This is a genomic window from Shewanella oncorhynchi (assembly GCF_030848765.1).
Lineage (GTDB): Bacteria > Pseudomonadota > Gammaproteobacteria > Enterobacterales > Shewanellaceae > Shewanella > Shewanella oncorhynchi.
Genome location: NZ_CP132914.1, coordinates 732,299 through 755,805, shown reverse-complemented (window position 1 = coordinate 755,805; position 23,507 = coordinate 732,299). Strand labels below are relative to the sequence as shown.

Annotated in this window: 29 protein-coding genes; 13 read left to right on the top strand and 16 right to left on the bottom strand. The window is 46.1% G+C overall.

All coding sequences use genetic code 11. The annotated features are described in order from the left end of the window. Positions 1 to 24: 24 nt before the first annotated feature. The 6 genes from motX to zapE form a co-directional block, all read right to left on the bottom strand. Entirely contained in the window at positions 25 to 681 is a 657-nt protein-coding gene (gene motX / locus RA178_RS03465) for a flagellar protein MotX (RefSeq protein WP_113939975.1), read from the bottom strand. A gap of 112 nt (positions 682 to 793) precedes the next feature. Next, positions 794 to 2,089 carry an adenylosuccinate synthase gene (locus tag RA178_RS03460; RefSeq protein WP_028759421.1) on the bottom strand — a complete coding sequence of 432 codons (1,296 nt, stop codon included), beginning with the start codon at positions 2,087 to 2,089 and terminating at the stop codon, positions 794 to 796. A gap of 72 nt (positions 2,090 to 2,161) precedes the next feature. Further along, on the bottom strand, positions 2,162 to 2,350 hold the full coding sequence (locus RA178_RS03455) for a DUF2065 domain-containing protein (protein ID WP_105251404.1): 189 nt from the start codon (positions 2,348 to 2,350) through the stop codon (positions 2,162 to 2,164). A gap of 138 nt (positions 2,351 to 2,488) precedes the next feature. Beyond that, entirely contained in the window at positions 2,489 to 2,881 is a 393-nt protein-coding gene (gene rpsI, locus RA178_RS03450) for a 30S ribosomal protein S9 (protein ID WP_006083052.1), read from the bottom strand. Between the two features lie 14 nt (positions 2,882 to 2,895). Beyond that, on the bottom strand, positions 2,896 to 3,324 hold the full coding sequence (gene rplM, locus RA178_RS03445; RefSeq protein ID WP_105251403.1) for a 50S ribosomal protein L13: 429 nt from the start codon (positions 3,322 to 3,324) through the stop codon (positions 2,896 to 2,898). Positions 3,325 to 3,614: 290 nt separating this feature from the next. Then, entirely contained in the window at positions 3,615 to 4,727 is a 1,113-nt protein-coding gene (zapE, locus tag RA178_RS03440) for a cell division protein ZapE (RefSeq protein ID WP_306684541.1), read from the bottom strand. 412 nt (positions 4,728 to 5,139) lie between these two features. Here zapE and degQ point away from each other — a divergent pair, with 412 nt between their 5' ends. Further along, positions 5,140 to 6,492 carry a Do family serine endopeptidase DegQ gene (gene degQ / locus RA178_RS03435; protein ID WP_131524126.1) on the top strand — a complete coding sequence of 451 codons (1,353 nt, stop codon included), beginning with the start codon at positions 5,140 to 5,142 and terminating at the stop codon, positions 6,490 to 6,492. A gap of 115 nt (positions 6,493 to 6,607) precedes the next feature. Beyond that, positions 6,608 to 7,690 carry an outer membrane-stress sensor serine endopeptidase DegS gene (degS, locus tag RA178_RS03430; protein ID WP_105251400.1) on the top strand — a complete coding sequence of 361 codons (1,083 nt, stop codon included), beginning with the start codon at positions 6,608 to 6,610 and terminating at the stop codon, positions 7,688 to 7,690. Positions 7,691 to 7,787: 97 nt separating this feature from the next. On the opposite strand, the gene murA is transcribed toward degS, so the two are convergent. The 8 genes from murA to RA178_RS03390 all read right to left on the bottom strand — a co-directional run bounded on the left by murA (position 7,788) and on the right by RA178_RS03390 (position 12,784). Further along, positions 7,788 to 9,047, bottom strand: a complete 1,260-nt coding sequence (murA, locus tag RA178_RS03425; protein ID WP_306684540.1) for a UDP-N-acetylglucosamine 1-carboxyvinyltransferase — start codon at positions 9,045 to 9,047, stop codon at positions 7,788 to 7,790. 9 nt (positions 9,048 to 9,056) lie between these two features. Continuing rightward, positions 9,057 to 9,314, bottom strand: a complete 258-nt coding sequence (locus tag RA178_RS03420) for a BolA family protein (RefSeq protein WP_006086065.1) — start codon at positions 9,312 to 9,314, stop codon at positions 9,057 to 9,059. A 19-nt stretch (positions 9,315 to 9,333) separates the two neighbouring features. After that, positions 9,334 to 9,618 carry an STAS domain-containing protein gene (locus RA178_RS03415; protein WP_105251398.1) on the bottom strand — a complete coding sequence of 95 codons (285 nt, stop codon included), beginning with the start codon at positions 9,616 to 9,618 and terminating at the stop codon, positions 9,334 to 9,336. Further along, a complete protein-coding gene (locus RA178_RS03410; protein WP_306684538.1) occupies positions 9,615 to 10,277 on the bottom strand; it encodes an MlaC/ttg2D family ABC transporter substrate-binding protein in 663 nt (220 codons plus the stop codon). The genes RA178_RS03415 and RA178_RS03410 overlap by 4 nt, the downstream gene beginning before the upstream one ends. 11 nt (positions 10,278 to 10,288) lie before the next feature. Beyond that, complete coding sequence (mlaD, locus tag RA178_RS03405; RefSeq protein ID WP_028759401.1) at positions 10,289 to 10,762, bottom strand: outer membrane lipid asymmetry maintenance protein MlaD; 474 nt, start codon at positions 10,760 to 10,762, stop codon at positions 10,289 to 10,291. Positions 10,763 to 10,818: 56 nt separating this feature from the next. Next, a complete protein-coding gene (mlaE, locus tag RA178_RS03400; protein ID WP_105251396.1) occupies positions 10,819 to 11,604 on the bottom strand; it encodes a lipid asymmetry maintenance ABC transporter permease subunit MlaE in 786 nt (261 codons plus the stop codon). Next, positions 11,601 to 12,419: a phospholipid ABC transporter ATP-binding protein MlaF gene (gene mlaF, locus RA178_RS03395; protein ID WP_063882287.1), complete on the bottom strand. Its 819-nt coding sequence runs from the start codon at positions 12,417 to 12,419 to the stop codon at positions 11,601 to 11,603. The genes mlaE and mlaF overlap by 4 nt, the downstream gene beginning before the upstream one ends. 206 nt (positions 12,420 to 12,625) lie before the next feature. Beyond that, positions 12,626 to 12,784, bottom strand: coding sequence for a hypothetical protein (locus RA178_RS03390; RefSeq protein WP_155730104.1), 159 nt, complete (start codon positions 12,782 to 12,784; stop codon positions 12,626 to 12,628). A gap of 279 nt (positions 12,785 to 13,063) precedes the next feature. Here RA178_RS03390 and RA178_RS03385 point away from each other — a divergent pair, with 279 nt between their 5' ends. From RA178_RS03385 to mgtE, 11 genes are all read left to right on the top strand, one after another. Further along, positions 13,064 to 14,041 (top strand): KpsF/GutQ family sugar-phosphate isomerase, encoded by a 978-nt coding sequence (locus RA178_RS03385; protein WP_168825500.1) that lies wholly within the window; start codon positions 13,064 to 13,066, stop codon positions 14,039 to 14,041. Further along, a complete protein-coding gene (kdsC, locus tag RA178_RS03380) occupies positions 14,041 to 14,592 on the top strand; it encodes a 3-deoxy-manno-octulosonate-8-phosphatase KdsC (protein WP_028759542.1) in 552 nt (183 codons plus the stop codon). Before RA178_RS03385 ends, kdsC begins: the two co-directional genes overlap by 1 nt. Continuing rightward, positions 14,589 to 15,149: an LPS export ABC transporter periplasmic protein LptC gene (gene lptC, locus RA178_RS03375; protein ID WP_105251394.1), complete on the top strand. Its 561-nt coding sequence runs from the start codon at positions 14,589 to 14,591 to the stop codon at positions 15,147 to 15,149. The genes kdsC and lptC overlap by 4 nt, the downstream gene beginning before the upstream one ends. Then, positions 15,136 to 15,690, top strand: coding sequence for a lipopolysaccharide transport periplasmic protein LptA (gene lptA, locus RA178_RS03370; RefSeq protein WP_105251393.1), 555 nt, complete (start codon positions 15,136 to 15,138; stop codon positions 15,688 to 15,690). Before lptC ends, lptA begins: the two co-directional genes overlap by 14 nt. Further along, positions 15,687 to 16,418 carry an LPS export ABC transporter ATP-binding protein gene (gene lptB, locus RA178_RS03365; protein WP_105251392.1) on the top strand — a complete coding sequence of 244 codons (732 nt, stop codon included), beginning with the start codon at positions 15,687 to 15,689 and terminating at the stop codon, positions 16,416 to 16,418. The genes lptA and lptB overlap by 4 nt, the downstream gene beginning before the upstream one ends. A 107-nt stretch (positions 16,419 to 16,525) precedes the next feature. Beyond that, a complete protein-coding gene (locus tag RA178_RS03360) occupies positions 16,526 to 18,004 on the top strand; it encodes an RNA polymerase factor sigma-54 (protein WP_105251391.1) in 1,479 nt (492 codons plus the stop codon). Between the two features lie 28 nt (positions 18,005 to 18,032). Next, positions 18,033 to 18,320: a ribosome hibernation promoting factor gene (gene hpf / locus RA178_RS03355; protein ID WP_006083070.1), complete on the top strand. Its 288-nt coding sequence runs from the start codon at positions 18,033 to 18,035 to the stop codon at positions 18,318 to 18,320. A 2-nt stretch (positions 18,321 to 18,322) separates the two neighbouring features. After that, positions 18,323 to 18,766 (top strand): PTS IIA-like nitrogen regulatory protein PtsN, encoded by a 444-nt coding sequence (ptsN, locus tag RA178_RS03350; RefSeq protein WP_006083071.1) that lies wholly within the window; start codon positions 18,323 to 18,325, stop codon positions 18,764 to 18,766. Continuing rightward, the gene (gene rapZ, locus RA178_RS03345) at positions 18,763 to 19,617 is read left to right on the top strand and encodes an RNase adapter RapZ (protein WP_105251390.1); all 855 of its coding nucleotides are present in this window, start codon (positions 18,763 to 18,765) and stop codon (positions 19,615 to 19,617) included. Before ptsN ends, rapZ begins: the two co-directional genes overlap by 4 nt. Then, positions 19,604 to 19,879: an HPr family phosphocarrier protein gene (locus tag RA178_RS03340; protein WP_006083073.1), complete on the top strand. Its 276-nt coding sequence runs from the start codon at positions 19,604 to 19,606 to the stop codon at positions 19,877 to 19,879. The genes rapZ and RA178_RS03340 overlap by 14 nt, the downstream gene beginning before the upstream one ends. Positions 19,880 to 20,129: 250 nt before the next feature. After that, positions 20,130 to 21,494: a magnesium transporter gene (gene mgtE / locus RA178_RS03335; RefSeq protein WP_306684534.1), complete on the top strand. Its 1,365-nt coding sequence runs from the start codon at positions 20,130 to 20,132 to the stop codon at positions 21,492 to 21,494. 79 nt (positions 21,495 to 21,573) lie between these two features. On the opposite strand, the gene RA178_RS03330 is transcribed toward mgtE, so the two are convergent. Further along, the gene (locus RA178_RS03330) at positions 21,574 to 22,410 is read right to left on the bottom strand and encodes a molybdate ABC transporter substrate-binding protein (RefSeq protein WP_306684532.1); all 837 of its coding nucleotides are present in this window, start codon (positions 22,408 to 22,410) and stop codon (positions 21,574 to 21,576) included. Positions 22,411 to 22,675: 265 nt separating this feature from the next. Beyond that, positions 22,676 to 23,365: a YiaD family glycine zipper/OmpA-like lipoprotein gene (locus tag RA178_RS03325; protein WP_306685389.1), complete on the bottom strand. Its 690-nt coding sequence runs from the start codon at positions 23,363 to 23,365 to the stop codon at positions 22,676 to 22,678. Positions 23,366 to 23,507: the final 142 nt, after the last annotated feature.

The following is a 23,507-nucleotide window of genomic DNA, read 5'->3' as shown; positions in this document are numbered from 1 at the left end:
TGTGTCTCTAGATTAAGAGACCACTTAACGGGTTCGCAACTGTTCTTGCTGGGCCCGCGCCACTGCACTGGGGGGCATTTTAGCTGCTAACACCTGCAGTAAAGACAAGGCTTTATTCTTAGTCGCCTCGTCCGCAAATACATCGTTATATAACCAATGATAGGCCATCTCGTAATCCCTAGGACTACCATAACCTTCACCGAATAAACGAACTAACATCATACGAGCGGATAAACTGCCACTTGCAGCCGCAGGCAGTAAATAATGCACTGCTCTGTCTTTATTGCGGATGACAAATTTCCCACTCTGATAATACTCGGCAAGCTTTAACATCGCTTCTGAGCTACCTTGTTCGGCCGAGTCACGTAACAAAGCAATACCCTTCACAGGGTTAGCCTTTACACACGTTCCATGATTGAGCATTTCGCCCCAAAGAAATTGATATAAAGGCTGTTTTAAGACTTGGGCTCGCGCCTCAATGTCTTGGACTAACTGGCAATCATCACGTTTCACTTTCGCTAAGTATTGATTGCTACGGATCAAATCAAGCAATTGATCTTGACTATAAATATCCACCGCCTGCGTTTCAGCAAAGCACATTGAAGATACTAAAGGCAGTAGCGCAACGAGTGCTGTACGTAGCATAACGACTCTCAATGACAGTAGGATGAATACTTGCATCGGCAGTATAACCTATTTCTTGAGCTTGAGCTGAATTTCTAACCGCAGAATAAAACAGAGAAAGGCATAAAGAAGCAGAGAAAAAGGCCGTGAAACACGGCCTTAACAGATCTTAATTGAACGGATTAACCAAAATCATGGTTTCGTTACGATCAGGACCCGTAGAGATAATGTCGATTGGTGTTTCTAATAACTCTTCAAGACGCTTGATATAATTGATCGCTGCTTGAGGCAGTTGCTCAATTGATGTCGCGCCAAAAGTCGACTCGCTCCAACCCGGCATAGTTTCATAAACCGGCGTAACCAGTTCATAACCTTCAGCGGCCAGCGGAGTGACTTTAGAGATAGTGCCATCAGGATTCTGATAACCGACACAAATCTTCACTTCTTTCAGACCATCAAGTACATCTAACTTAGTCAAGCAGAAGCCGCTAACACTGTTGATTTGAACTGCGCGGCGCATTGCCACAGCATCCAACCAACCTGGACGACGCTTACGACCCGTTGTTGCACCAAACTCATGACCTTTAGTACCTAAATGATCACCGACTTCACATAATAGTTCAGTTGGGAATGGACCTGCACCTACGCGAGTGGTGTAAGCCTTCATGATACCTAAGACATAGTCTAAGTGACGCGGACCAAAACCTGAACCCGTCGCAACACCACCGGCAGTGGTATTTGAAGAGGTTACAAATGGGTATGTTCCGTGGTCGATATCGAGTAATGTACCTTGAGCGCCTTCGAACAGAATTGGCTCACCGGCTTTACGCGCAGTATCCAATAGTTCAGTCACATCAACACACATGCTCTTCAGATAATCGGCCATAGCCAAAGCATCTGCTAGCGTTTGCTCGTAATCAACCGCTTCGACTTGATAGTACTCTGTCAGCATAAAGTTATGATATTTCATAACTTCTTTCAGCTTTTCAGCAAACAGTTCAGCATTGAACAGGTCGCCTACTCGCAGACCGCGACGAGAGATCTTGTCTTCATACGCAGGTCCAATACCACGGCCAGTCGTACCAATAGCTTTATTACCGCGCGCTTTTTCACGGGCAATATCAAGGGCACAATGGAAGGGAAGGATCAGCGGACACGCTTCAGAGATCAACAGACGTTCCTCAACAGGAACTCCACGATCTTTCAGCATGTTGATCTCTTTCATCAGGGCGTCAGGTGCAAGCACCACACCGTTGCCAATAATGCATTTCACATTATCGCGCAGGATACCCGATGGGATCAGATGAAGAACGGTTTTTTCACCGTCGATAACCAAGGTATGACCAGCATTGTGGCCGCCTTGATAGCGAACTACATATTTTGCCTGTTCTGTTAGAAGGTCGACAATCTTACCTTTTCCTTCGTCACCCCATTGGGTGCCGAGAACAACTACGTTTTTGCCCATTATTTGCTGCAAGGTTGCGGTTAAAAAAGAATTTTAACAGATCTTAGTTAATAAGGGCAAGCAGGCTGTTTTTTACGCAAAAATAACCCAAATAACGACTCCAGCCGTGACTAATGCCCCACCAAGTCGCTGGATAACTTGCTGATTTTGATGGGAGAGTTCATTTAAATAACGACGCCATTTATTTGGGAATAATAATGGCCCAAGGCCTTCCAAAACCAACACAAGTGCCACTGCTAGCATAAAAATCTGAAAAGTCATGCTTACCTCAAACTCACTCGCTTAATATAAATTTATTGTATATCAGCATACTCCAACCAAAGAGTTTTCTTATACCGTCAATTTTTAGCCAATAAAAAACCCAGCATAGGCTGGGTTTTTTGATATTCCAAAAACGAATTAACGCTTAGAGAATTGTGGCTTACGACGTGCTTTACGTAGACCCACTTTCTTACGCTCAACTTTACGAGCGTCACGGGTAACGAAACCAGCAGAACGTAGTGATGGACGCAGTGCTTCATCTAATTGCATCAGAGCACGGGTAATACCGTGACGGATTGCGCCTGCTTGGCCAGTGATACCACCGCCTTTAACAGTTACATAGATGTCCAGCTTGTCAGTCATTTCAACTAACTCTAAAGGTTGACGAACAACCATACGAGCAGTTTCACGACCAAAATACTGATCCAAAGGACGTTGATTTACAACGATGTTGCCACTACCTGCTTTAGCGAAAACGCGAGCTGTAGAGGTTTTGCGACGGCCAGTGCCGTAGTACTGAGTTGCAGCCATTTGCTTAATCCCGTTTAGATATCAAGAACTTGAGGTTGTTGTGCAGTGTGGTTATGTTCTGCGCCAGCGTAAACTTTCAGTTTACGGAACATGGCACGGCCCAGAGGACCTTTTGGTAACATACCCTTAACTGCTTTCTCGATGATCATTTCTGGCTTTTGCGCTTGCAGCTTTTCAAAGCTGATTTGCTTAATGCCACCAGGGAAGCCTGAATGCGAGTAGTACGTTTTGCCTTTCGCTTTGTTACCAGTAACAGTCACTTTTTCAGCATTAACAACGATGATGTAATCACCGGTATCAACGTGTGGAGTGTATTCTGGCTTATGCTTACCGCGTAAACGGACAGCGATTTCAGTAGCGATACGACCTAAAGTTTTGCCGTCTGCGTCGACGACGAACCAGTCACGAGTTACAGTTTCTGGTGTAGCAGTAAAAGTCTTCATTATTACAAAAACCCAAAGTTAATTTTCTGTCTCACATGCTGTCTGCATTTGCAAACAACACAAAATTGCCTTTTAGTACCCCTTCGAGCACCGACTTCGGCTTACAACTTCCGCCCAATTGGCGGAGTAACGTGGGCAGGTGGCGGAGTATAGACAAAGCTGAGTTAAAAATCACCTGATATTTTGATAAAAATTATAAAATATCGACCAATCGGACTTGTCATCCTAAGGATTAACAAGCCTCTGGTGATTTAAGGCCGCAGCTAATGCAAAACTCTTACACTACTGGGTTACGGCAGGTGTTCGGTTTTTAAATAATCGTGGGATTGCATCTCAATTAAGCGCGAACGGCAACGCCTAAATTCGAAGTTAAGCAAACCATCGGCATAAATATCTTCGAGTGGCACTTGAGCCGATACAATCAGCTTTACATTGCGCTCGTAAAATTCGTCGACCATAGCTAAAAAACGTCTGGCGATGTCATCGCCAGTCAAAAAGGCGCCCATTTGTTCTATGCCACTCACGAGGACAGTGTGATAAATCCGCGCAAGTTCCATGTAATCACGCTGGCTTCGTGGACCATCACAGAGCGCTCTAAAATCGGCCAACAATACGCCCTGCGCCTGCTGCCGAATACTAATACTGCGGCCTTCTATTTCGATGTCAGCAGTAAGCACCTCAGACTCAGGCGCTAACTGACTAAAATAACGTATAAGATTGGCATCAGCTTGTGCATCTAATGGATGATGATAAATCTCTGCTTGCTCAAGGGTACGCAATCGATAGTCAATGCCAGAATCCACATTGAGCACTTCACAATGTTGATTAATTAGGGCTATCGCAGGTAAGAAACGTGCGCGCTGTAAGCCATTTTTATATAAGTCGTCGGGGATAATATTCGAGGTTGCAACCAGCACAACGCCTTCTTTAAATAACGCTTGAAACAGCGTACCTAATAACATGGCATCGGTAATATCAGAGACAAAGAATTCATCGAAACAGATAACGCGATATTTCGCAGCCATCTTTTTCGCAATCACCAACAAAGGATCGCGAACGCCTTTTAACTCATCCAAATCTAAATGCAATTGATGCATAAAGCGATGGAAGTGAGCCCGCAATTTTTGTTCACCAGGCAAGGCATCAAAAAAAGTATCCATCAGGTAGGTTTTACCGCGCCCAACTCCGCCCCAAAGATACAGACCTTTAGGTGATGCTGGTGCCGATTTTAAGCCTAATGCGCTAAACAATTTCCCTACAATAGAACTCGGCTCTTCTGCCGTAGTTAAGTCTTCATAGACGCGTTGTAACGCCTTAACGGCAATTTCTTGAGCCGGATCATGGGAAAAACCGTCGCGGGTAAGATCTTTTTGATAATACTGCCAAGGGCTTAACTGAGGCACGTTTAAATTCTCTTATGTCCTTTATTAAAACTGTGACGATATTAGCACGGCCAATATGACGCAGGATATATTAATGCAGAATACGACTTTTACCTTAACGCTAAACTGCATACAAACGTCTAATAACCATCTATGCTGTAGGTCATTTTAATCAGCAAAATCTGCTGATATTAGGGCTTGAAAAATCCTAATATCGCCCACAGATTTCTGTTCGGAAACAAGTATGAAACAGCCGATAAAATAGGCTAAAAAAATTAACATTTATTAATATAATGAACTTTTTCAATAAGGTGCGAGTCTGAGTGATTACCTAGGCAAATAGCCGGTACCGATACAGATTTGATCTGGCACTCGCACGATTGCTGATGCATTACATCCAGATCTTTCAACCCTTATTTGGAGTTATGAATAGATGAAAACAAAATTATCTGTACTTTCAGCCGCAATGTTAGCCGCTACCCTGACTATAATGCCTGTCGTCTCACAGGCCGCCATTCCACAGACGGTTGAGGGACAATCCATTCCAAGTCTTGCGCCTATGCTTGAGCGTACGACGCCCGCAGTCGTATCAGTAGCGGTAACGGGGACTCATGTTTCTAAGCAAAGAGTACCTGATGTTTTCCGTTACTTTTTCGGCCCTAATGCGCCACAAGAGCAAGTGCAAGAACGTCCTTTTAGAGGCTTAGGCTCAGGCGTGATTATTGACGCAGAAAAAGGCTATATCGTCACGAACAACCATGTGATTGACGGTGCTGATGATATTCAAGTTGGTCTTCACGATGGCCGTGAAGTAAAAGCAAAACTGATTGGTACTGACTCAGAGTCAGATATCGCATTATTGCAAATTGAAGCGAAAAATCTCATCGCAATCAAATCCTCTGATTCCGATGATTTACGCGTAGGTGACTTTGCCGTTGCCATTGGTAATCCCTTCGGTTTAGGTCAAACCGTCACCTCGGGCATTGTTAGTGCTTTAGGCCGTAGCGGCTTAGGCATTGAAATGCTGGAAAACTTTATTCAAACCGATGCCGCGATTAACAGTGGTAACTCGGGTGGCGCACTCGTCAATCTTAACGGCGAGTTAATTGGGATTAACACCGCAATCGTAGCACCGGGCGGCGGTAACGTCGGTATTGGCTTTGCCATCCCTGCTAATATGGTGAAAAACCTCGTGGCACAAATTGCCGAACACGGAGAAGTACGCCGCGGTGTATTAGGTATTTCGGGACGTGATCTCGATAGCCAACTAGCCCAAGGTTTCGGTTTAGACACTCAACACGGTGGCTTCGTGAATGAAGTAGCCAAGGGCAGTGCCGCAGAGAAGGCCGGTATAAAAGCAGGTGATATTATCATCAGCGTTGATGGCCGTGGTATTAAGTCATTCCAAGAACTGCGGGCTAAAGTCGCCACTATGGGTGCAGGTGCTAACGTTGAGTTAGGACTCATCCGTGACGGTGATAAGAAAACAGTTAAAGTGACCTTAGGTGAAGCGAGCCAAACCAGTGAAACAGCGGCTGGTGCCGTGCATCCTATGCTGCAAGGTGCGTCCTTAGAAAACTCATCTAAGGGCATTGAAATTACCGATGTAGCACAAGGCTCACCCGCGGCCATGAGTGGCTTACAAAAAGGAGATGTGATTGTCGGTATTAACCGTACTGCGATTAAAGATCTTAAGACACTTAAAGCACAACTTAAAGATCAAGAAGGTGCCGTTGCACTGAAGATAATGCGTGATAAGAGCATGTTGTATTTAGTCCTACGTTAATCGACAAAATAGGCCATTTTTTCTGCCATAGATAAGCATAGGGAGCTTAGGTTCCCTATGCTTACATCGATTAAACATGTTAATCTAACTCACCTTTTTCTAGATCCATCCTGCCATGACTATAAAAGACACTCTGTTATATCTCGGTAAAGCCACCCTTTTCGGCCTTATCATGGCGGCCATGTTTTTATTGGTGACACGTTATTTCGATAACCAATCCCTCGGTAGTAGTCTGCTACAAACCCGTGCCAACAACACAGTCGAGCTATCCTTTGCCAAGGCGGTACGCCGTGCAGCTCCTGCTGTTGTCAATATTTATAGCCTCAGCATAGATCAGAATCGGCCGCTTAATTCAGGCTCACTTCAAGGTCTAGGTTCTGGGGTGATAATGAGTAAAGAAGGTTATATTCTCACTAATTATCATGTCATTAAGAAAGCCGATGAGATTGTTGTCGCCCTGCAAGATGGACGCAAATTTACCTCTGAAGTGGTTGGTTTCGATCCTGAAACCGATTTATCGGTACTCAAAATTGAAGGCGATAACTTACCAATTGTCCCCGTTAATCTCGACAGTCCGCCTCAAGTCGGTGATGTCGTACTCGCTATTGGTAATCCCTACAATTTAGGCCAGACCATTACCCAAGGCATCATCAGTGCCACGGGGCGTAACGGCTTAAGTTCAGGTTACTTAGACTTCCTACAAACCGATGCAGCGATTAATGCGGGTAACTCGGGTGGCGCACTCATTGACACTAACGGCAGCCTTATCGGTATTAATACCGCAGCATTCCAAGTGGGTGAAGAAGGCGGCGGCCACGGGATTAACTTCGCTATCCCGATTAAATTAGCCCACAGCATTATGGGTAAGTTGATTAAAAATGGTCGAGTGATCCGTGGCGCTTTAGGAATTTCAGGCGAGCCGATTAATCCTGTAGTGGCACAAATCCTTAATCTACCCGATCTAAAAGGTGTGCTCGTTACGGGTGTCGATCCTAATGGCCCTGCGGCCCGTGCCCTGCTAATGCCAAGGGATGTGATTATTAAATACGATGGTGAAGATGTGCCAGGCGTTGAAATGCTAATGGACCGTATCGCTGAAACTACACCGGGTAAGAAAGTGATGATGACTGTGATACGCCAAGGTAAACAACAAGAGTTACCTGTGATTATCGATGAGAAGGTTGTGATCGATAACTAGAGCGTCACTCAGCATTACGCGCTCAAAGGCAGAAAACAAAAAACCAGCATTTAGCTGGTTTTTTAATGATTCAAAATTAGCTTAAATCAGTAACAGATCACTGAATACGCACAACCTGTGCGCCTAAACCTTGAAACTTATTCTCAATATGCTCATAGCCACGATCTAAGTGATAGATACGATCGACAATCGTCTTACCATCGGCCACTAAGCCAGCAATCACTAGACTCGCTGACGCACGTAAATCCGTCGCCATTACCTGAGCACCACTTAAAGATTCAATCCCTTGAATGATGCAGGTGTTGCCTTCAAGCTCCATGGTAGCGCCCATACGGATAAGTTCAGGCACATGCATAAAACGATTTTCGAAGATAGTCTCAGTTATGGTTGCCGTACCTTGTGCTAAGGCATTGAGCACACAAAACTGCGCCTGCATATCGGTTGGGAAACCAGGATAAGGTGCCGTCTTGATATTCACCGCCTTCGGACGTTTACCCTGCATATCGAGATCAATCCAATCTTCGCCCGTAGTAATCGTCGCGCCTGCATCTTCAAGTTTTGCGATAACCGACTCCAGTGAAGCAGGATCGGCTTTTAAACAACGAATACGACCACGGGTCACCGCGGCAGCAACGAGGAAGGAACCGGTTTCGATACGATCTGGCATAACTCGGTAATTGCAGCCCTGTAAACGCTCAACCCCTTGGATACGCAGTGTCGCACTGCCTACACCAGTGATTTTTGCACCCATGGCAATTAAGCAATTAGCGAGATCGATCACTTCAGGTTCACGGGCCGCGTTTTCAATCACGGTTTCGCCATCGGCTAATGCTGCGGCCATCAGTAAGTTTTCAGTGGCTCCAACACTCACCATGTCCATAAAGATATGTGCGCCTTTAAGACGACCATCAACACGGGCCTTGATATAACCTTCTTTCACTTCAATCTTGGCGCCCATCATTTCGAGGCCATGTAAGTGCAAGTTCACTGGTCTTGCGCCAATGGCACAGCCGCCAGGCAATGACACATCAGCCGTACCATAACGAGCCAATAACGGCCCTAAGATCAAGATAGAAGCACGCATGGTTTTCACGAGATCATAGGGAGCGCAAAACTCATTCAGATTAGTGGTAGAAATGCGGATCTGTCCGTCACCGAGTTCAGTCACTTCAGCGCCGAGACAGCGTAATAACTTACAGCTCGTACTCACATCACGTAGATTGGGCACGTTAGAAACCACAAAATCGGTTTCAGCCAATACACCCGCCATCAGAATAGGCAAAGCTGCATTTTTAGCACCCGAAATAATCACATCACCGGCAAGCGGGGGGCTTGCCTGAATTGTTAGTTTATCCACTTTTCCTCACTAGCTAGGCATGTTGAAAACTTTTTCGCGTTTCCATTGAGTCGGCGTGAAAGTTTTGATCGTTAATGCATGTAATTCACCGCTGGCAATGTGTGCCGTCAACGGTGCATAAATGGCTTGTTGCTGTTTGACTCGGCTCATACCATCGAAGCATTCACCTACGGCGATCACTTTATAATGGCTACCATCCGAGCTAGCGTGAACTTCTTCAAGCCCTAACGCATCACGTAAAATCTGTTCGATTAAGCTGCATTCCATGAAATCTATTACCCTATTCTCAATGCGCTTCTTCGGTAAAGAAGGCATCTAAATCATATAAATCAATTAGTTTTTTAAGTTGTGGTGAAGCAGAACTCAATACAAGTTGGCTGCGATGTTCACGCACTAACGCCAGCAAAAATGCCATGCCAGCGCTATCACTGTATTCGAGCCCAGACAGAGACAATATCTGGGTTGACTCATTTAGCAGTTGTTGTCGCTGTGGCCAAAGTGTAATGACATCGGCTTGGGTTATGCGCCCTTTGAGATGACAAACTGTCCCCTGTTGCACAAATTCAATCACGACTGTGACTTCCCTGACTTAGCCTTCATGACCACTTTCTCTTTTGTGCGATCTTCGAGCATCTTAATCACGGGATCGATACCCTGTTGGCGAATTAGATTAGAGATTTCCGACTGCTTAGAAGACAGTAAGCTCACACCTTCGGCAACTAAATCAAATGCCTTCCACGAGTCATCCTTTAAACGGCGCGCCTTAAACAGCAGTTTAATCGGCGGGCGACCAGCTTCGATGATCTGCACGTTTACATCGACCATTTTCTCTTTGCTGAAATCAATCCCAGGTGAGAATTCCACTTTTTGATTAGTATATTCAGTAAAGGCTTGGGCATAAGTAGAGATTAAATAACCTTCAAAAGCATTGACGAAACGATTGCGTTGCTCTTCGGTTGAATCCTTAAGATATTGGCCTAATACCTTATAAGAAGCGTATTTATAATCGACATAAGGCATGAGTTCTTCACGAACAATCACCTTTAAATGGTCTGAATTTGCATCGATTAATGCTTTATCTTTGTGAAAACGATCGAAGGTTTTATTGGCAACGGCTTTCACCATGGCATACGGATCTGTCGTATCGACAACCACATCGGCGGCGACAGCGCTCGTTGTCCCTAAAACCATCACTAACGGCAATAAAAAACGAGATAAGTTTTTAAACATAGCGGTAACCCCTATTTATCCTTCGAACCCATACTATATAAGAACTGACCAATCAGCTCCTCCAACACTAATGCCGAGCGGGTGTCGTCAATCTTATCGCCGTCTTTCAGCATACTGACATCATCGTCGACAAAACCCGGTGTTAACCCTAAGAATTGCTCGCCCAACAAACCCGAAGTCAAAATAGCTAAACTACTGGTTTCAGGGAATTTATCGTAACGCTTGTCCATTACTAATGTAACCACAGCCACTAACTTAACTGGGTCTAAATCTATGCTGCTCACTCGGCCAACGACAACACCGCCAACCTTGACTGGCGAACGCACCTTCAAACCACCAATGTTGGTAAAATTGGCTTGTATGGTATAAGTGCTATCGCTGCTTTTCACTTCAATATTGGCGACGTTAAAGACTAAGACCAAAAAAGCGGCCAATCCTGTTAAAAGAAACACACCCACTAATAATTCAATTTTTCGTGTCAACATGTTCAGCTACCACTCTGTTAATCCATCTAACCTGTGTCGAAATCCGCAGTGTTCCGTTAGCGGCCAAACATCAGGGCTGTCAGTAAAAAATCCAATGCCAATACAGCGAGGCTCGACTGAACGACAGTCTGGGTCGTTGCACGGCTGATGCCTTCCGGATTTGGGATCACTTGATAACCGCGATATAACGCAATCCAAGTGACCACTACGGCAAACACACCACTTTTGATCAAGCAGTTAACTATGTCCTGACGCCATTCGACAGACGCCTGCAGAATCGACCAAAACGCACCACTGTCGATCCCTTTCCATTCCACGCCAACAAGGTGCCCGCCATAAATACCTACAGCGGTAAACATCAACGCCAGCAATGGCATACTGATCACTCCAGCCCAAAAGCGCGGTGCAATAATCTGCCTTAATGGGTCAATCGCCATCATTTCTAAACTGGAAAGCTGCTCAGTGCTTTTCATTAAACCAATTTCAGCGGTTAATGCTGAACCCGCCCGTCCCGCAAACAATAACGCGGTAACAACTGGCCCTAACTCACGCAGTAAACTGAGCGCCACCATAGGACCTAAGCTTTCTTCAGTGCCAAAACCAACTAAGATGTTGTAGCCTTGTAGTGCGAGCACCATGCCGATAAAGAGTCCTGAGACTAAAATAATCACCATGGATTGCACACCGACCACATAAATCTGGCGCACTAATAATGGAAAACCTTTACGCACGCGTGGCCAGCGAAAAATCGCGCCCCACAGCATAAGGCCTGCACGGCCAAAGCCGAGCACTAGCTCAATCGCGCTGCGGCCTAAGTCGGCAATACTGTCGATTAACTTCACTTGCCAACTCCTTTTGCCATTAATTCTTGCTGGTAATCATTTGCCGGATAATGGAACGGCACGGGGCCGTCCGGAGCACCTTGAATAAACTGTTTCAGCTGCGGATTATCAGCGTACTTTAATTCTTCAGGGGTACCGTGGGCGATGACTTTTTTGTCAGCCACCACATACACATAATCGGCAATGCCAAGCACTTCATCCACATCGTGGGACACTACAATTGAAGTCAGATTCAGCGCATCGGATAACTCACGAATAAGCTTTACTAACACACCCATCGATATTGGGTCTTGCCCTGCAAAAGGCTCATCGTACATCACCATTTCAGGTTCAAGCGCTATGGCTCTAGCCAATGCAGCGCGGCGTTGCATACCACCGGACAACTCACTTGGCATCATCTGGGCGGCGCCACGCAAGCCTACGGCTTCAAGCTTCATCAGCACGATAGTGCGAATAATGTCTTCTGGCAGACCAGAATGTTCGCGCAGCGCAAACGCCACGTTATCGAACACATTAATGTCGGTAAATAGCGCGCCACTCTGAAACAGCATGCTCATCCGCTTACGCAGACTAAATAATTCATTGCGACTCACGCCATGGATATCGTGGCCATCAAATAGCACTTGTCCGTGGTCAGGCGTTAATTGGCCGCCGATCAACTTTAACAGGGTCGTTTTGCCTATGCCGCTCGGCCCCATGATCGCCGTCACCTTGCCCCTTGGAATGGACAGGCTAATATCTTCATATATCACACGCTGACCGCGGCTAAACCCCAAATTACGGATCTCAACCAACGGCGTTTGTTCTTGAGTCATGCTTGATTCCGACATTTGCAAAAGAGGTGATCCTAGTCTTCCTAGACTGACCAATCGAAGAGCCGCAAATTGTACGTAATTGCGCTTTAACCTACAACCGAATCGACACTATCGCCCTGCGATACTTTCAATTTGCCTCATTTACAGCGAAAATGCGCCCTAAGTTTTCACTCTGCACAGGTAAAATGTTACTTAATGTTTTCAACCTAGTTGCAGAATTGGCGATATTGGCTAATTCGTTCGCACTTAGCTCGCTCTTCGTCCACTTTTAGGTGCGATGCGTCGATATACGAGTGTGAAATAGAGGCATCCCGTGCGGTAATACCCGCCGCGATACGGGATAAATCCATTGAAATAAACGACAAAGACGATGATATTGCTCAAGACCTTCGACCGCTAAACAGGTTATTGTGCATGAATAGCTGCCGCAGCTGAACTTGACGAGTCGGATCAATCGCTCTAGCCTGCCGCAATTGTTTTGTTGTTTTAGGGAATTCACCACAACAAGACATAAGCTAAATCGTCTGAAAACAAACTAAAACTTGGCAGAAAGCCTATTACATATCATCTTTATCGCGTACCAAATTGTGCTATTCCAATCCCATCAATGGGGCGACAAAGACAATGCAAAAAGAGAGATAGACATGGTAGACAAATCACAACTGCGCCAATGGGGCTGTAAAGTTATCGACATTGAAAAGTCAGCCCTAGACAATCTTTATCAATATGTTGATTCGGCTGAATTTGCAGAAGCTTGCGAGTTGATCCTTAACTGCACAGGCAAAGTGATTGTCATGGGCATGGGCAAATCGGGCCATATCGGTAATAAGATTTCTGCCACCCTCGCCAGCACAGGAACGCCCGCCTTTTTTGTGCATCCGGGTGAAGCCAGCCACGGCGATCTCGGTGTACTAGCCGATAACGATGTGATTTTAGCGATTTCTAATTCTGGTGAGTCGAGCGAAATCCTCACCTTAATGCCGGTCATCCAACGTATGGGCGTGCCTGTTATTGCGGTAACGGGTAAACCCGAATCGAATATGGCGCGATTATCTAAAGTGCATTTATGTATCGAAGTCCCAGAAGAGGCTTGCCCACTTGGACTTGCCCCAACGTCGAGCACTACCGCGACCTTAGTGATGGGCGATGCCATCGCCATTGCGCTACTACAAGCGAAAGGCTTTACCCGTGATGATTTTGCTATGTCCCATCCTGGCGGAGCTTTAGGACGCAAGTTATTGTTAAAAGTCTGCGATGTCATGCACAGCGGTGATGACTTACCGCTCGTTAACCACGATATTTGCATCACAGAAGCTCTGTACGAAATCTCCAAGAAAGGCTTAGGCATGACGGCGATTATTGATGATCAGCGCAAGCTGGTTGGTATCTTCACCGACGGTGATTTACGCCGCGTTATTGATGCCGAAGTGAATTTACGCACGACGCCCATTGCCGATGTGATGACCCGTAACTGCGTGACGATCACGGATAATGTATTGGCCGCCCAAGCGCTGCAAGTGATGGACTCAAAAAACATCAACGGATTAATTGTTATTGATAAAGACCGCCATCCTATCGGCGCTCTTAACATGCTAGACATGGTTAAAGCAGGAGTCATTTAATGCCACAGCAAGGATTTTACGGCCCAATCAGTGATGATGTGTGGCAACGCGCGCAAAAGATTAAACTGTTGATTTGTGACGTCGATGGGGTGTTTTCCGACGGCCGTATTTACTTGAGCAATAGTGGCGAAGAGCTCAAAGCCTTCCATACCCGTGACGGTTATGGCGTGCGCTCACTACTCACCAGCGGTTTCAACCTCGCCGTGATCACAGGACGTCAATCCAAAATCGTTGAAAACCGTATGACAGCCCTTGGTGTTACCCATATTTACCAAGGCGTAGACAATAAGTTCGAGCCCTATGAAGCATTGCTCGCACTTTATGGTGTCACCCCAGAAGAAGTGGCTTATATCGGTGATGATATTGTCGATCTCCCCGTGATGAATGTCGTCGGTTTAGCGGTCAGTGTTGCTGACGGCCACCCCTATGTACGCCAACACGCCCATTTTGTGACTACGCTCAATGGTGGCCACGGTGCACTGCGTGAACTCACAGATCTGTTACTCCTAAGTCAAAATAAATTCACTTCGGCCCATGGAATGAGTATATGAGTCGTGTGACACTCGCGATTATCGCTTTTTTTGGAACTGCACTAGCGCTTTACTGGCAGGTCCAGAACAAACACAGCGGTGATTCCGATAACAGAGTAAAAGATCAAAATACCCCAGATTTCATCGTTGAAGATCTGCGCAGTGTTGAGTTCAATGAGCAAGGACTAGTGAATAGCCGTGTGACGGCGAAACACATGGAACATTATGATTCAACGAATCAAACTTTCTTTACTCAACCTGTTTATCTTGTTTATCCAGACCAAGGTAAAGCACAATGGCAACTCAGGGCAGATCAGGGCAAGCTAAACAAGGAAACTGGCAAGGTTGTATTAGAAAATAATGTTATTATCGATGCCATTAGCCCAGAAGAACCGATTCAGACCTTGTCCACCAGTTATCTGGAACTCGATCTCAACACTATGATAATGACCTCTGACCGTACCATTTACGTCACAGGGAAAGATTTTAATATTCAAGGCCAAGGCCTTTATGCCGACCTCAACGCGCAAGAAGTGCAATTGACCAGTCAGGTAGTAGGAACATATGAAGCAAAATAACGTATTACTTGCCAGCCTAATGCTAATTATGAGCATGAGTGCTTTCGCGAAAGTCGGCGACTTAAAGCAAGAAGTCAAAATTAAAGCTGTGAGCCAAACTGCGGATATCAAAAACAACCAGATCATTTTCTTTGGTCCGGTTGAAGTTACCCAAGGCTCAATAAAAATCCAAGCAAATGAACTGCGTGCATTTTCCGCTGAAGGTGAAAATAGCAAAACTTTGGTCGCCACAGGTAACCCTGCTACGTATAGCCAAATATTAGACGATGGCCGTCCTGCATCGGCTAGCGCGAAAGAAATTCGTTACGATATGGCAAGCCGCACCTTAACACTGAAAGGTATGGCGTCATTAGATCAAGCGGGTAGCCAAGTTACAGGCAATTTAATCCGCTATAACATGATTCAACAGAAATTGATGGCCGAGAGTACTGGCAGTGGTGACGATCGCGTGATCACTATTATTCAGCCTGAAAACTATCAAGATGATGCTAAATCAGACGCTCCGGCGGATAAACCTGTAAAAAAGCAGGACTCTAAATGACCCAAATCACCTTAAGAGCACAAAATCTGGCGAAAAGTTACAAGAGTCGCCAAGTGGTTAAAGACGTCAGTCTGACGGTAAAAACCGGTCAAGTCGTTGGCCTACTCGGTCCAAACGGTGCAGGTAAAACCACGACCTTTTACATGGTTGTCGGGCTAGTGAAGAGCGATAAGGGACATATCTTTATCGACGATGATGATTTAACCGCAGATCCTATGCATCTGCGTGCCCGCAAAGGCATAGGTTACTTACCGCAAGAAGCCAGTATCTTTCGTAAGCTAACTGTTCATGACAACATCATGGCCGTACTGCAAACTCGTAAAGAACTTAAAAATGAAGAACGAGAAGAAGAACTAGAACATCTGCTCGAAGAGTTTCATATCACCCACATCCGTGACAGCCAAGGCATGTCATTGTCGGGTGGCGAACGTCGTCGCGTCGAAATTGCGCGGGCTTTAGCCGCTAATCCTAAGTTCATTTTGCTCGATGAACCGTTTGCTGGCGTCGATCCTATTTCGGTTATCGACATCAAGAAGATTATCGAACAACTCAAAAGTCGCGGCCTTGGCGTACTGATCACAGACCATAATGTCCGCGAGACATTAGATGTATGTGAACATGCTTATATTGTGAGTCACGGAAACCTGATTGCCGAAGGAACTCCAGCAGAGATCTTAGACAATCAGCAAGTTAGGGCTGTGTACTTAGGTGAACAATTCAGGCTATAGTTAATCGAGCGAAGCCAATGGAGGCAATTTATACCGCCATTGGGCTTCACTCAAAATGATAATAAGCGACCTCATCCAACAATAATAACGTAGGGATCAGCGGTAACATGAAAGCGTCACTCCAGCTCAAACTGGGTCAACAGTTAACCATGACGCCACAATTACAACAGGCTATACGTCTGTTGCAACTGTCGTCATTAGAACTGCAGCAAGAGATCCAGCAAGCATTAGATTCTAATCCCCTTCTCGAGCTGGAAGAGGATCAATTCGACGCCACTAAAACCCCTGTAAACCAAACGCTATCCGATACGGATTTCAGTGAATCTAGCACTCTGCCACCAGAAAAAGACAGCTCCACCATAGACACGGCAGAGTCGCTAACCAAAGAATCCATGCCCGATGAGCTCCCCATGGACACCACATGGGATGAAGTGTTTACCGCCTCCCCAAACTCAGGCCCCGGCGGCAGTCGTGAAGACGATATGCCCTTCCAAGGTGAGACCAGTGAAGGTTTGTACGAACACTTAGAATGGCAAAAAAACCTCACGCCGTTTTCTGAAACCGATTTAGCCATTGCCACCGCCATTATTGATGCCATCGACGATCAGGGCTATCTCACCCAAAGCACTGAAGAAATTCTCGAAGCCATGGGCAATCCTGAAGTTGAGCTTGACGAAGTCGAAGCCGTACTCAAGCGCATTCAGCATTTTGATCCCATAGGCGTTGCTGCACGCGATTTAAGTGAATGCCTGCTGATCCAACTGTCGCATTTCGCCGCTGATACTCCCAACCTAGAAAACGCCCGCATGCTGATCAAAGATCATTTAGATCTGATCGCCGCCCGTGATTTTAGGTTATTGATGCGTAAGACTAAATTAAAAGAAGATGAATTAAGGGATGGTATAGCACTCATCCAAACCCTCAATCCTCGCCCAGGTTTGTTGATCACGCCCAATAATGACGAATACGTTATCCCAGATGTGTCTGTGTCGAAGAAAAATGGCCGCTGGGTCGTTGAGCTTAATCCTGACTGCATGCCCAAAATCAATGTAAATCAACATTATGCTTCTATGGCACGCAGCACAAAAAACCAAGCCGATAGCCAATTTATTCGCGGCCATCTGCAAGAGGCTAAATGGTTTATTAAGAGTCTAGAAAGCCGTAACGACACTTTGCTTAAAGTTGCTAATTGCATAGTGCAATATCAGCAAGGTTTCTTTGAGTACGGTGAAGAAGCCATGAAGCCTATGGTGCTTAACGATATTGCCGAAGCGGTAGAAATGCATGAGTCCACCATCTCACGGGTCACAACTCAAAAATACATGCATACCCCTAAGGGACTTTTTGAACTAAAATACTTCTTCTCTAGCCACGTCGGTACTGACGATGGTGGTGAGTGCTCATCCACAGCAATCAGAGCCTTTATAAAGAAACTGGTGGCAGCGGAAAACCAGAAAAAACCATTAAGCGATAGCAAGATGGCACAACTTCTGGCAGAACAAGGGATCAACGTAGCCCGCAGAACCATTGCGAAGTACCGAGAGGCTATGCTTATTCCACCTTCTAATCAGCGTAAAAGTTTATAACCTACAGTGGATATCGGAGGACGTTTCTATGCAAATAAACCTAAGTGGACACCATGTCGAAATTACCGAATCGTTACGTGCATATGTAGAAGAAAAGTTTTCAAAACTTGAACGCCATTTCGAACAGATCAATAATGTGCACGTTGTGCTCAATGTTGAGAAAATGCAACAAATTGCTGAAGCGAGAATAAACCTCATAGGTGGTGAAGTTTTTGCTACTTCAGAGCATGCTGACATGTATGCCGCTATAGACGCCCTGATTGACAAGCTTGACCGTCAGGTTATTAAACACAAAGAGAAGTTAACAAAACACTAATAATGGAACTTTGTACCATACTGCGGCCGGAGTGCACTACCTGCGCCACTCCGGGCAGCAAGAAAAAGGTACTGGAACTCATCAGCGACTTAGTCGCTGCCCAGTACCCGACCCTCTCATCTCAAGAGATATTCGAAAGCCTAGTGGCGCGCGAAAAGATGGGGAGCACAGGTATAGGTAACGGCATCGCCATTCCACATGGTCGACTAGCCGATATAGATCAGCCCATTGCCATACTAATTAAGTGTGAAGAGCCGATAGCATTTGATGCTATCGATAAGCAACCTGTTGATATTTTATTTGCACTACTGGTGCCTGCAGACCAATGTCAGCAGCACTTAAGTACTTTGTCTTGCATGGCCGAAAAGCTGAGCGACAAGCAAATATTAAAGCAATTACGCAAGACGCATGATGAAACGGAACTCTATCAGGTAATCACTGGATGAAACTGGTCATAGTGTCGGGCCGCTCAGGCTCAGGCAAATCTGTCGCCCTTAGGGTACTCGAAGATCTCGGCTATTATTGTGTCGATAACCTTCCCTTGCCATTGATTGGCAGTTTGCTTGAGCAACTCAAAGGCAGTAACGATCTCGTCGCCATCAGTGTCGACGTGCGTAACATGCCTGAGCAGGATAAGGTCTTAGTGAAACAACTCGCTAGCCTACCTCCAGATACTGAGTTAACGAGCTTCTTCCTTAACTCCAGCGATAAAATTCTGCTCAAGCGTTACAGCGAAACCCGCCGTTTGCATCCTTTGTCGAAGAGCCGAGTCTCTTTGCAAGAAGCGATAAAGCTGGAGGGGAAACTGCTTGAGCCTATGTCAAAACTGGTCGATCACTACATAGATACGTCGAATTTGAATATCTATGATTTAAGCGACCAAGTCCGACAAATTCTCCTTGGTAGTGTCGATAAAGAACTCGTGATCAACTTCGAGTCCTTTGGCTTTAAGCACGGAATGCCCACCGAAGCCGACTTTATGTTCGATGTGCGCTTCCTGCCCAATCCCCACTGGGAGCTGGCGCTGCGGCCATTGACTGGCTTAGATGAACCCGTAGCTGAGTTCTTAAATCGTCAACCACTGGTTAATAAGTTCATCTGGCAAATCGAAAATTTACTGGAGACTTGGCTGCCGCACCTCGAGCGTAACAATCGCAGTTATTTAACTGTGGCCATTGGCTGCACAGGTGGACAGCACAGATCGGTTTACGTCGCAGAGCAATTGGCCAAACGCTTTAGTAACGGTAAACATAAAGTGTATGCCCGTCATCGAGAGCTCAATAATGCCAAAGCTTGAACGTCAGATAACCATCTGTAATAAGCTCGGTTTACATGCCCGTGCCGCCACTAAGTTGGTGGTACTGGCTTCCGAGTTTGATGCGACCATCACCTTAATCCAAGGCGATAAACAAGCATCGGCCGCCAGTGTACTTGGCTTACTGATGCTTGAAACTGGTATGGGTAAAACCATTAAGCTTATCGCCGAAGGCCCAGATGCAGAGCCGGCTCTCGATGCTATTTGTGCCTTAATCGACGCTAAGTTTGACGAAGCCTGTTAGTTTCACTTCACACTAAGCACTTCATCGTTAGTTTCACTTCATGTCTAGTTTAAAAAACTTGCCATTCAGACATGGCAAAACATTTGTCGCTCGACGATACAAGCTACAGGCGATTACACTAGCGGTCATTGCGCTGGCCTTAACCTTACCTTAGCCGCCTTAATCTGTGTCATCGACTGACGCTTAGTCACCGCTAAATCATAGCCCAACACCAAGATCTCAAACCAATTTGCCGCACCATGGAGGACAAATGCCCGTAGATAATGCAGAAAACGATCACACCGGACATAGTCTTGACCAGTTAAACCAAGCGCTTAGCAGCGGCATGTTCGTACACGTGCGTAATATGCTGCAAAAAATGGCCGCCTCAGATATCGCGCTGATCTTAGAATCATCACCGCCAAGTGCCAGACAAGTATTGTGGCAGCTCATCGATCAGGAACAAATAGGCGACATACTCGATGAGTTGAGTGAAGAACTCAAAGACCCACTTATCCGCAGCATGAGCCCTGAGCGAGTCGCGAAAGCGACAGCAAGCATGGACACCGACGATCTCGCCTATATTCTGCGAAGTCTACCCGACGCAGTTTACAAACAAGTGCTGCAGTCGATGACGGAACAAAATCGCCTGAGGGTAGAACAAGCCCTATCTTATCCAGATGAGACCGCCGGCAGCTTGATGAACACAGATACAGTCACCTTAAGACCCGATGTGAATATCGATGTGGTGCTGCGCTATCTTCGGCAAAGGGGCAACCTACCCGACACCACAGATACCTTATATGTGGTCGACAAACAGGACAAAGTCCTTGGCGGGGTTAGGCTGGCAGATCTGCTGACTTGCGCGCCAAGCACCACAATTCGCAATATCATGGATCCCAATATTCAAAGTATTCCGGTGAGCATGTCCGACAGCGAAGTCGCGCAGAAATTCGAACGCAATGACTGGGTATCGGCACCTGTCGTCGACAGTGATGGTAAACTGCTCGGGCGTATCACAATCGATGACGTAGTCGATGTTATCCGCGAAGATGCTGAACATTCCATGATGGGGATGGCGGGGATGGATGGAGATGAAGATACCTTTGGTCCTGTGCTAAAAAGTACCCTACGTCGCTCGCTCTGGCTCACTATAAACTTATTCGCCGCCCTGCTCGCCTCGTCGGTCAGCAATATGTTTGAAGGCACTATTGAGCAATTTGCCACTATCGCCATCCTAATGACGATTGTCCCTAGCATGGGCGGTGTTGCCGGTAATCAGACCTTAGCGCTTGTGATCCGTGGTATTGCTTTAGGCCATATCGGCCAAAGCAACGCCCGCTGGCTTATCGGTAAAGAGCTATCTATTGGTTTTCTCAATGGCTTGATGTGGTCAATTTTAGTCTTTATCGCCGTGTGGCTATGGAAGGATGATATGGCACTGGCGGGCTTAATTGGTAGCGCTATGCTGATCAATATGACAGTAGCAGGGCTTGCAGGTGCGAGTATTCCATTGATTTTAAAACGACTTAAAATCGATCCTGCCCTCGCTGGCGGTATGGTGCTCACCACAGTCACTGACGTGGTTGGCCTGTTCGCATTCCTCGGGTTAGCGACGCTATACCTGATGAACTAACGCTTTAACAGTTTGAGCTAATAACAAAAACGGCACCTCAAAGGTGCCGTTTTTTATCCCGCAGGAAAACTAAAGAAGGCTATTTTGCCGGAGGTTGGAAACCATAACTGCTCAAAATCGCTTGGCCTTTGGTCGATAGAATAAACTCAGCTAACGGCTTAGCGGCAGTATTAGCGCCTTGTAAAACCAGTAAACCATAGTCGGCACCCACGGCGAGTTCCTGCGGTAAGTCGATGATTTGTAAACTCGGCACTTCTTTTTTAGCCAGCACAGCATTAGTGCAATAGGTTAAAAAGATATCCGCTTGCTTGTTTTCCATCACCCAGCCATAGGGGTTGCGATCTTTAGGCGGTTTAACGCTCTCAGGGCCGCCCGTCAGTTGTAATGCCTTGGTCTCTAACGCGGCTTTCGCATTAGGTTTTACCACTTCGGCCTTAGCAAAAATGGCCCAGGCATAATCACCCGCGGGGTCAGCTTTCGGGGTTGAGGTGCCGACTTTAATCTTAGGATCTAACAAGGTATCGAGTAAGGTCGCACTCGTCACCTGAACTGTGTCTTGAGCAATGGCGCAGAGTTGATTACGGGCAAACATTTGCACTGCTTCGCCCTGACCTGAATCCACTAATGCCTGTGGATGTTTCATATTCGCCGAGGCAAAGATATCGACTTTCTCGCCCTCTTGAATACGTTTTAACAATAAACCTGAGGGCGCATATTGCGCTACAACACTCATTTGCGACTGTGCTTGATAAGCAGCAATAATATCATTCATCGCAGCCTTTAAACTGCCTGCGGCGCGCAGTTCTATCGGCGCGACTCCTGTGGTCAGTTCGGCTTTCATCGGCACTCCTTGTACAGCTGTCACCATGATGACAGGACTTAAACTCAAGGCTACTAACACATTTTTGCTTATCATAGTCATATTCTCCTTTAGGCACTAAAAGTCATTCTTGTGACTTATCCCCATACAGAACGTGAAATCGATAAAGGGATCAAACTGAAGTCATCCCAAGGTAATGAGCAGTGATATGTTTGTGGTGCAGGTCACTCAAGGTGCGCTTCATAAAGGACAAATTGTCTAATTGAAACACGGCAAGCTAATCACTCAATTAGCCCACCACTGAAAACAAAAAAGTCGCCCCAGGCGACTTTTTCAGCGAGAACTTTGTGCTTAGACCAGACTATTTACCCGTTGGTATTAGTACGATCTGAACGCGGCGGTTTTGTGCTCGGCCATTTGCATTGGCATTTGATGCAATAGGACTCGCTTCACCCATACCTTTTGATTTTACACGGGCAGAGGCAACGCCTTTACTCATCAAGTAATTACCCACTTCGCTAGCACGGACCTGTGACAGACGTAAATTGTAAGAGTCTGAACCACTGCTGTCCGTATAACCTAATACGTTAAGCTGCGTTTTGCTGTATTCCTTGGCCACAACCGCCACTGAATTCAGCACGCGTTTAGCACCGTCACTTAACTCGGTTTGATCTACGCCGAAGGTCACTTCATTAGGCATATTCAAAATGATGTTATCGCCGTTACGGGTCACACTCACGCCCGTTGAGGCTAATTGTTGGCGTAATTTGGTCTCTTGCACATCCATGTAATAACCAATACCACCACCGACTGCAGCGCCCGATGCAGCACCAATTAAGGCACCTTTACCGCGGTCGCTCTTGCTCGAAGATACCACTCCAATTGCGGCACCCGCGACGGCACCAATCAATGCGCCACTGGTCGCTTTAGCGGTTTGTTCTTCGTTTGAATAGGGATTGATTGTTGTACAACCCGATGCAACTAGCGCGGTCGTCAATACCACTATGGCTAACAGGGATGGTTTAGATTGCACTGCCTGAAAACACTTCATCATTTATAACCTCTTTATATGATTGATGACTGTGAATACCGCTCAAAAGGGCAAGAAATATCACGTCCATTAGGTAATACGAATGACCTAGGGATTGCCACAAAGCAGGCAGTATATAAGCAATTGCGTTGGAGACAATCCT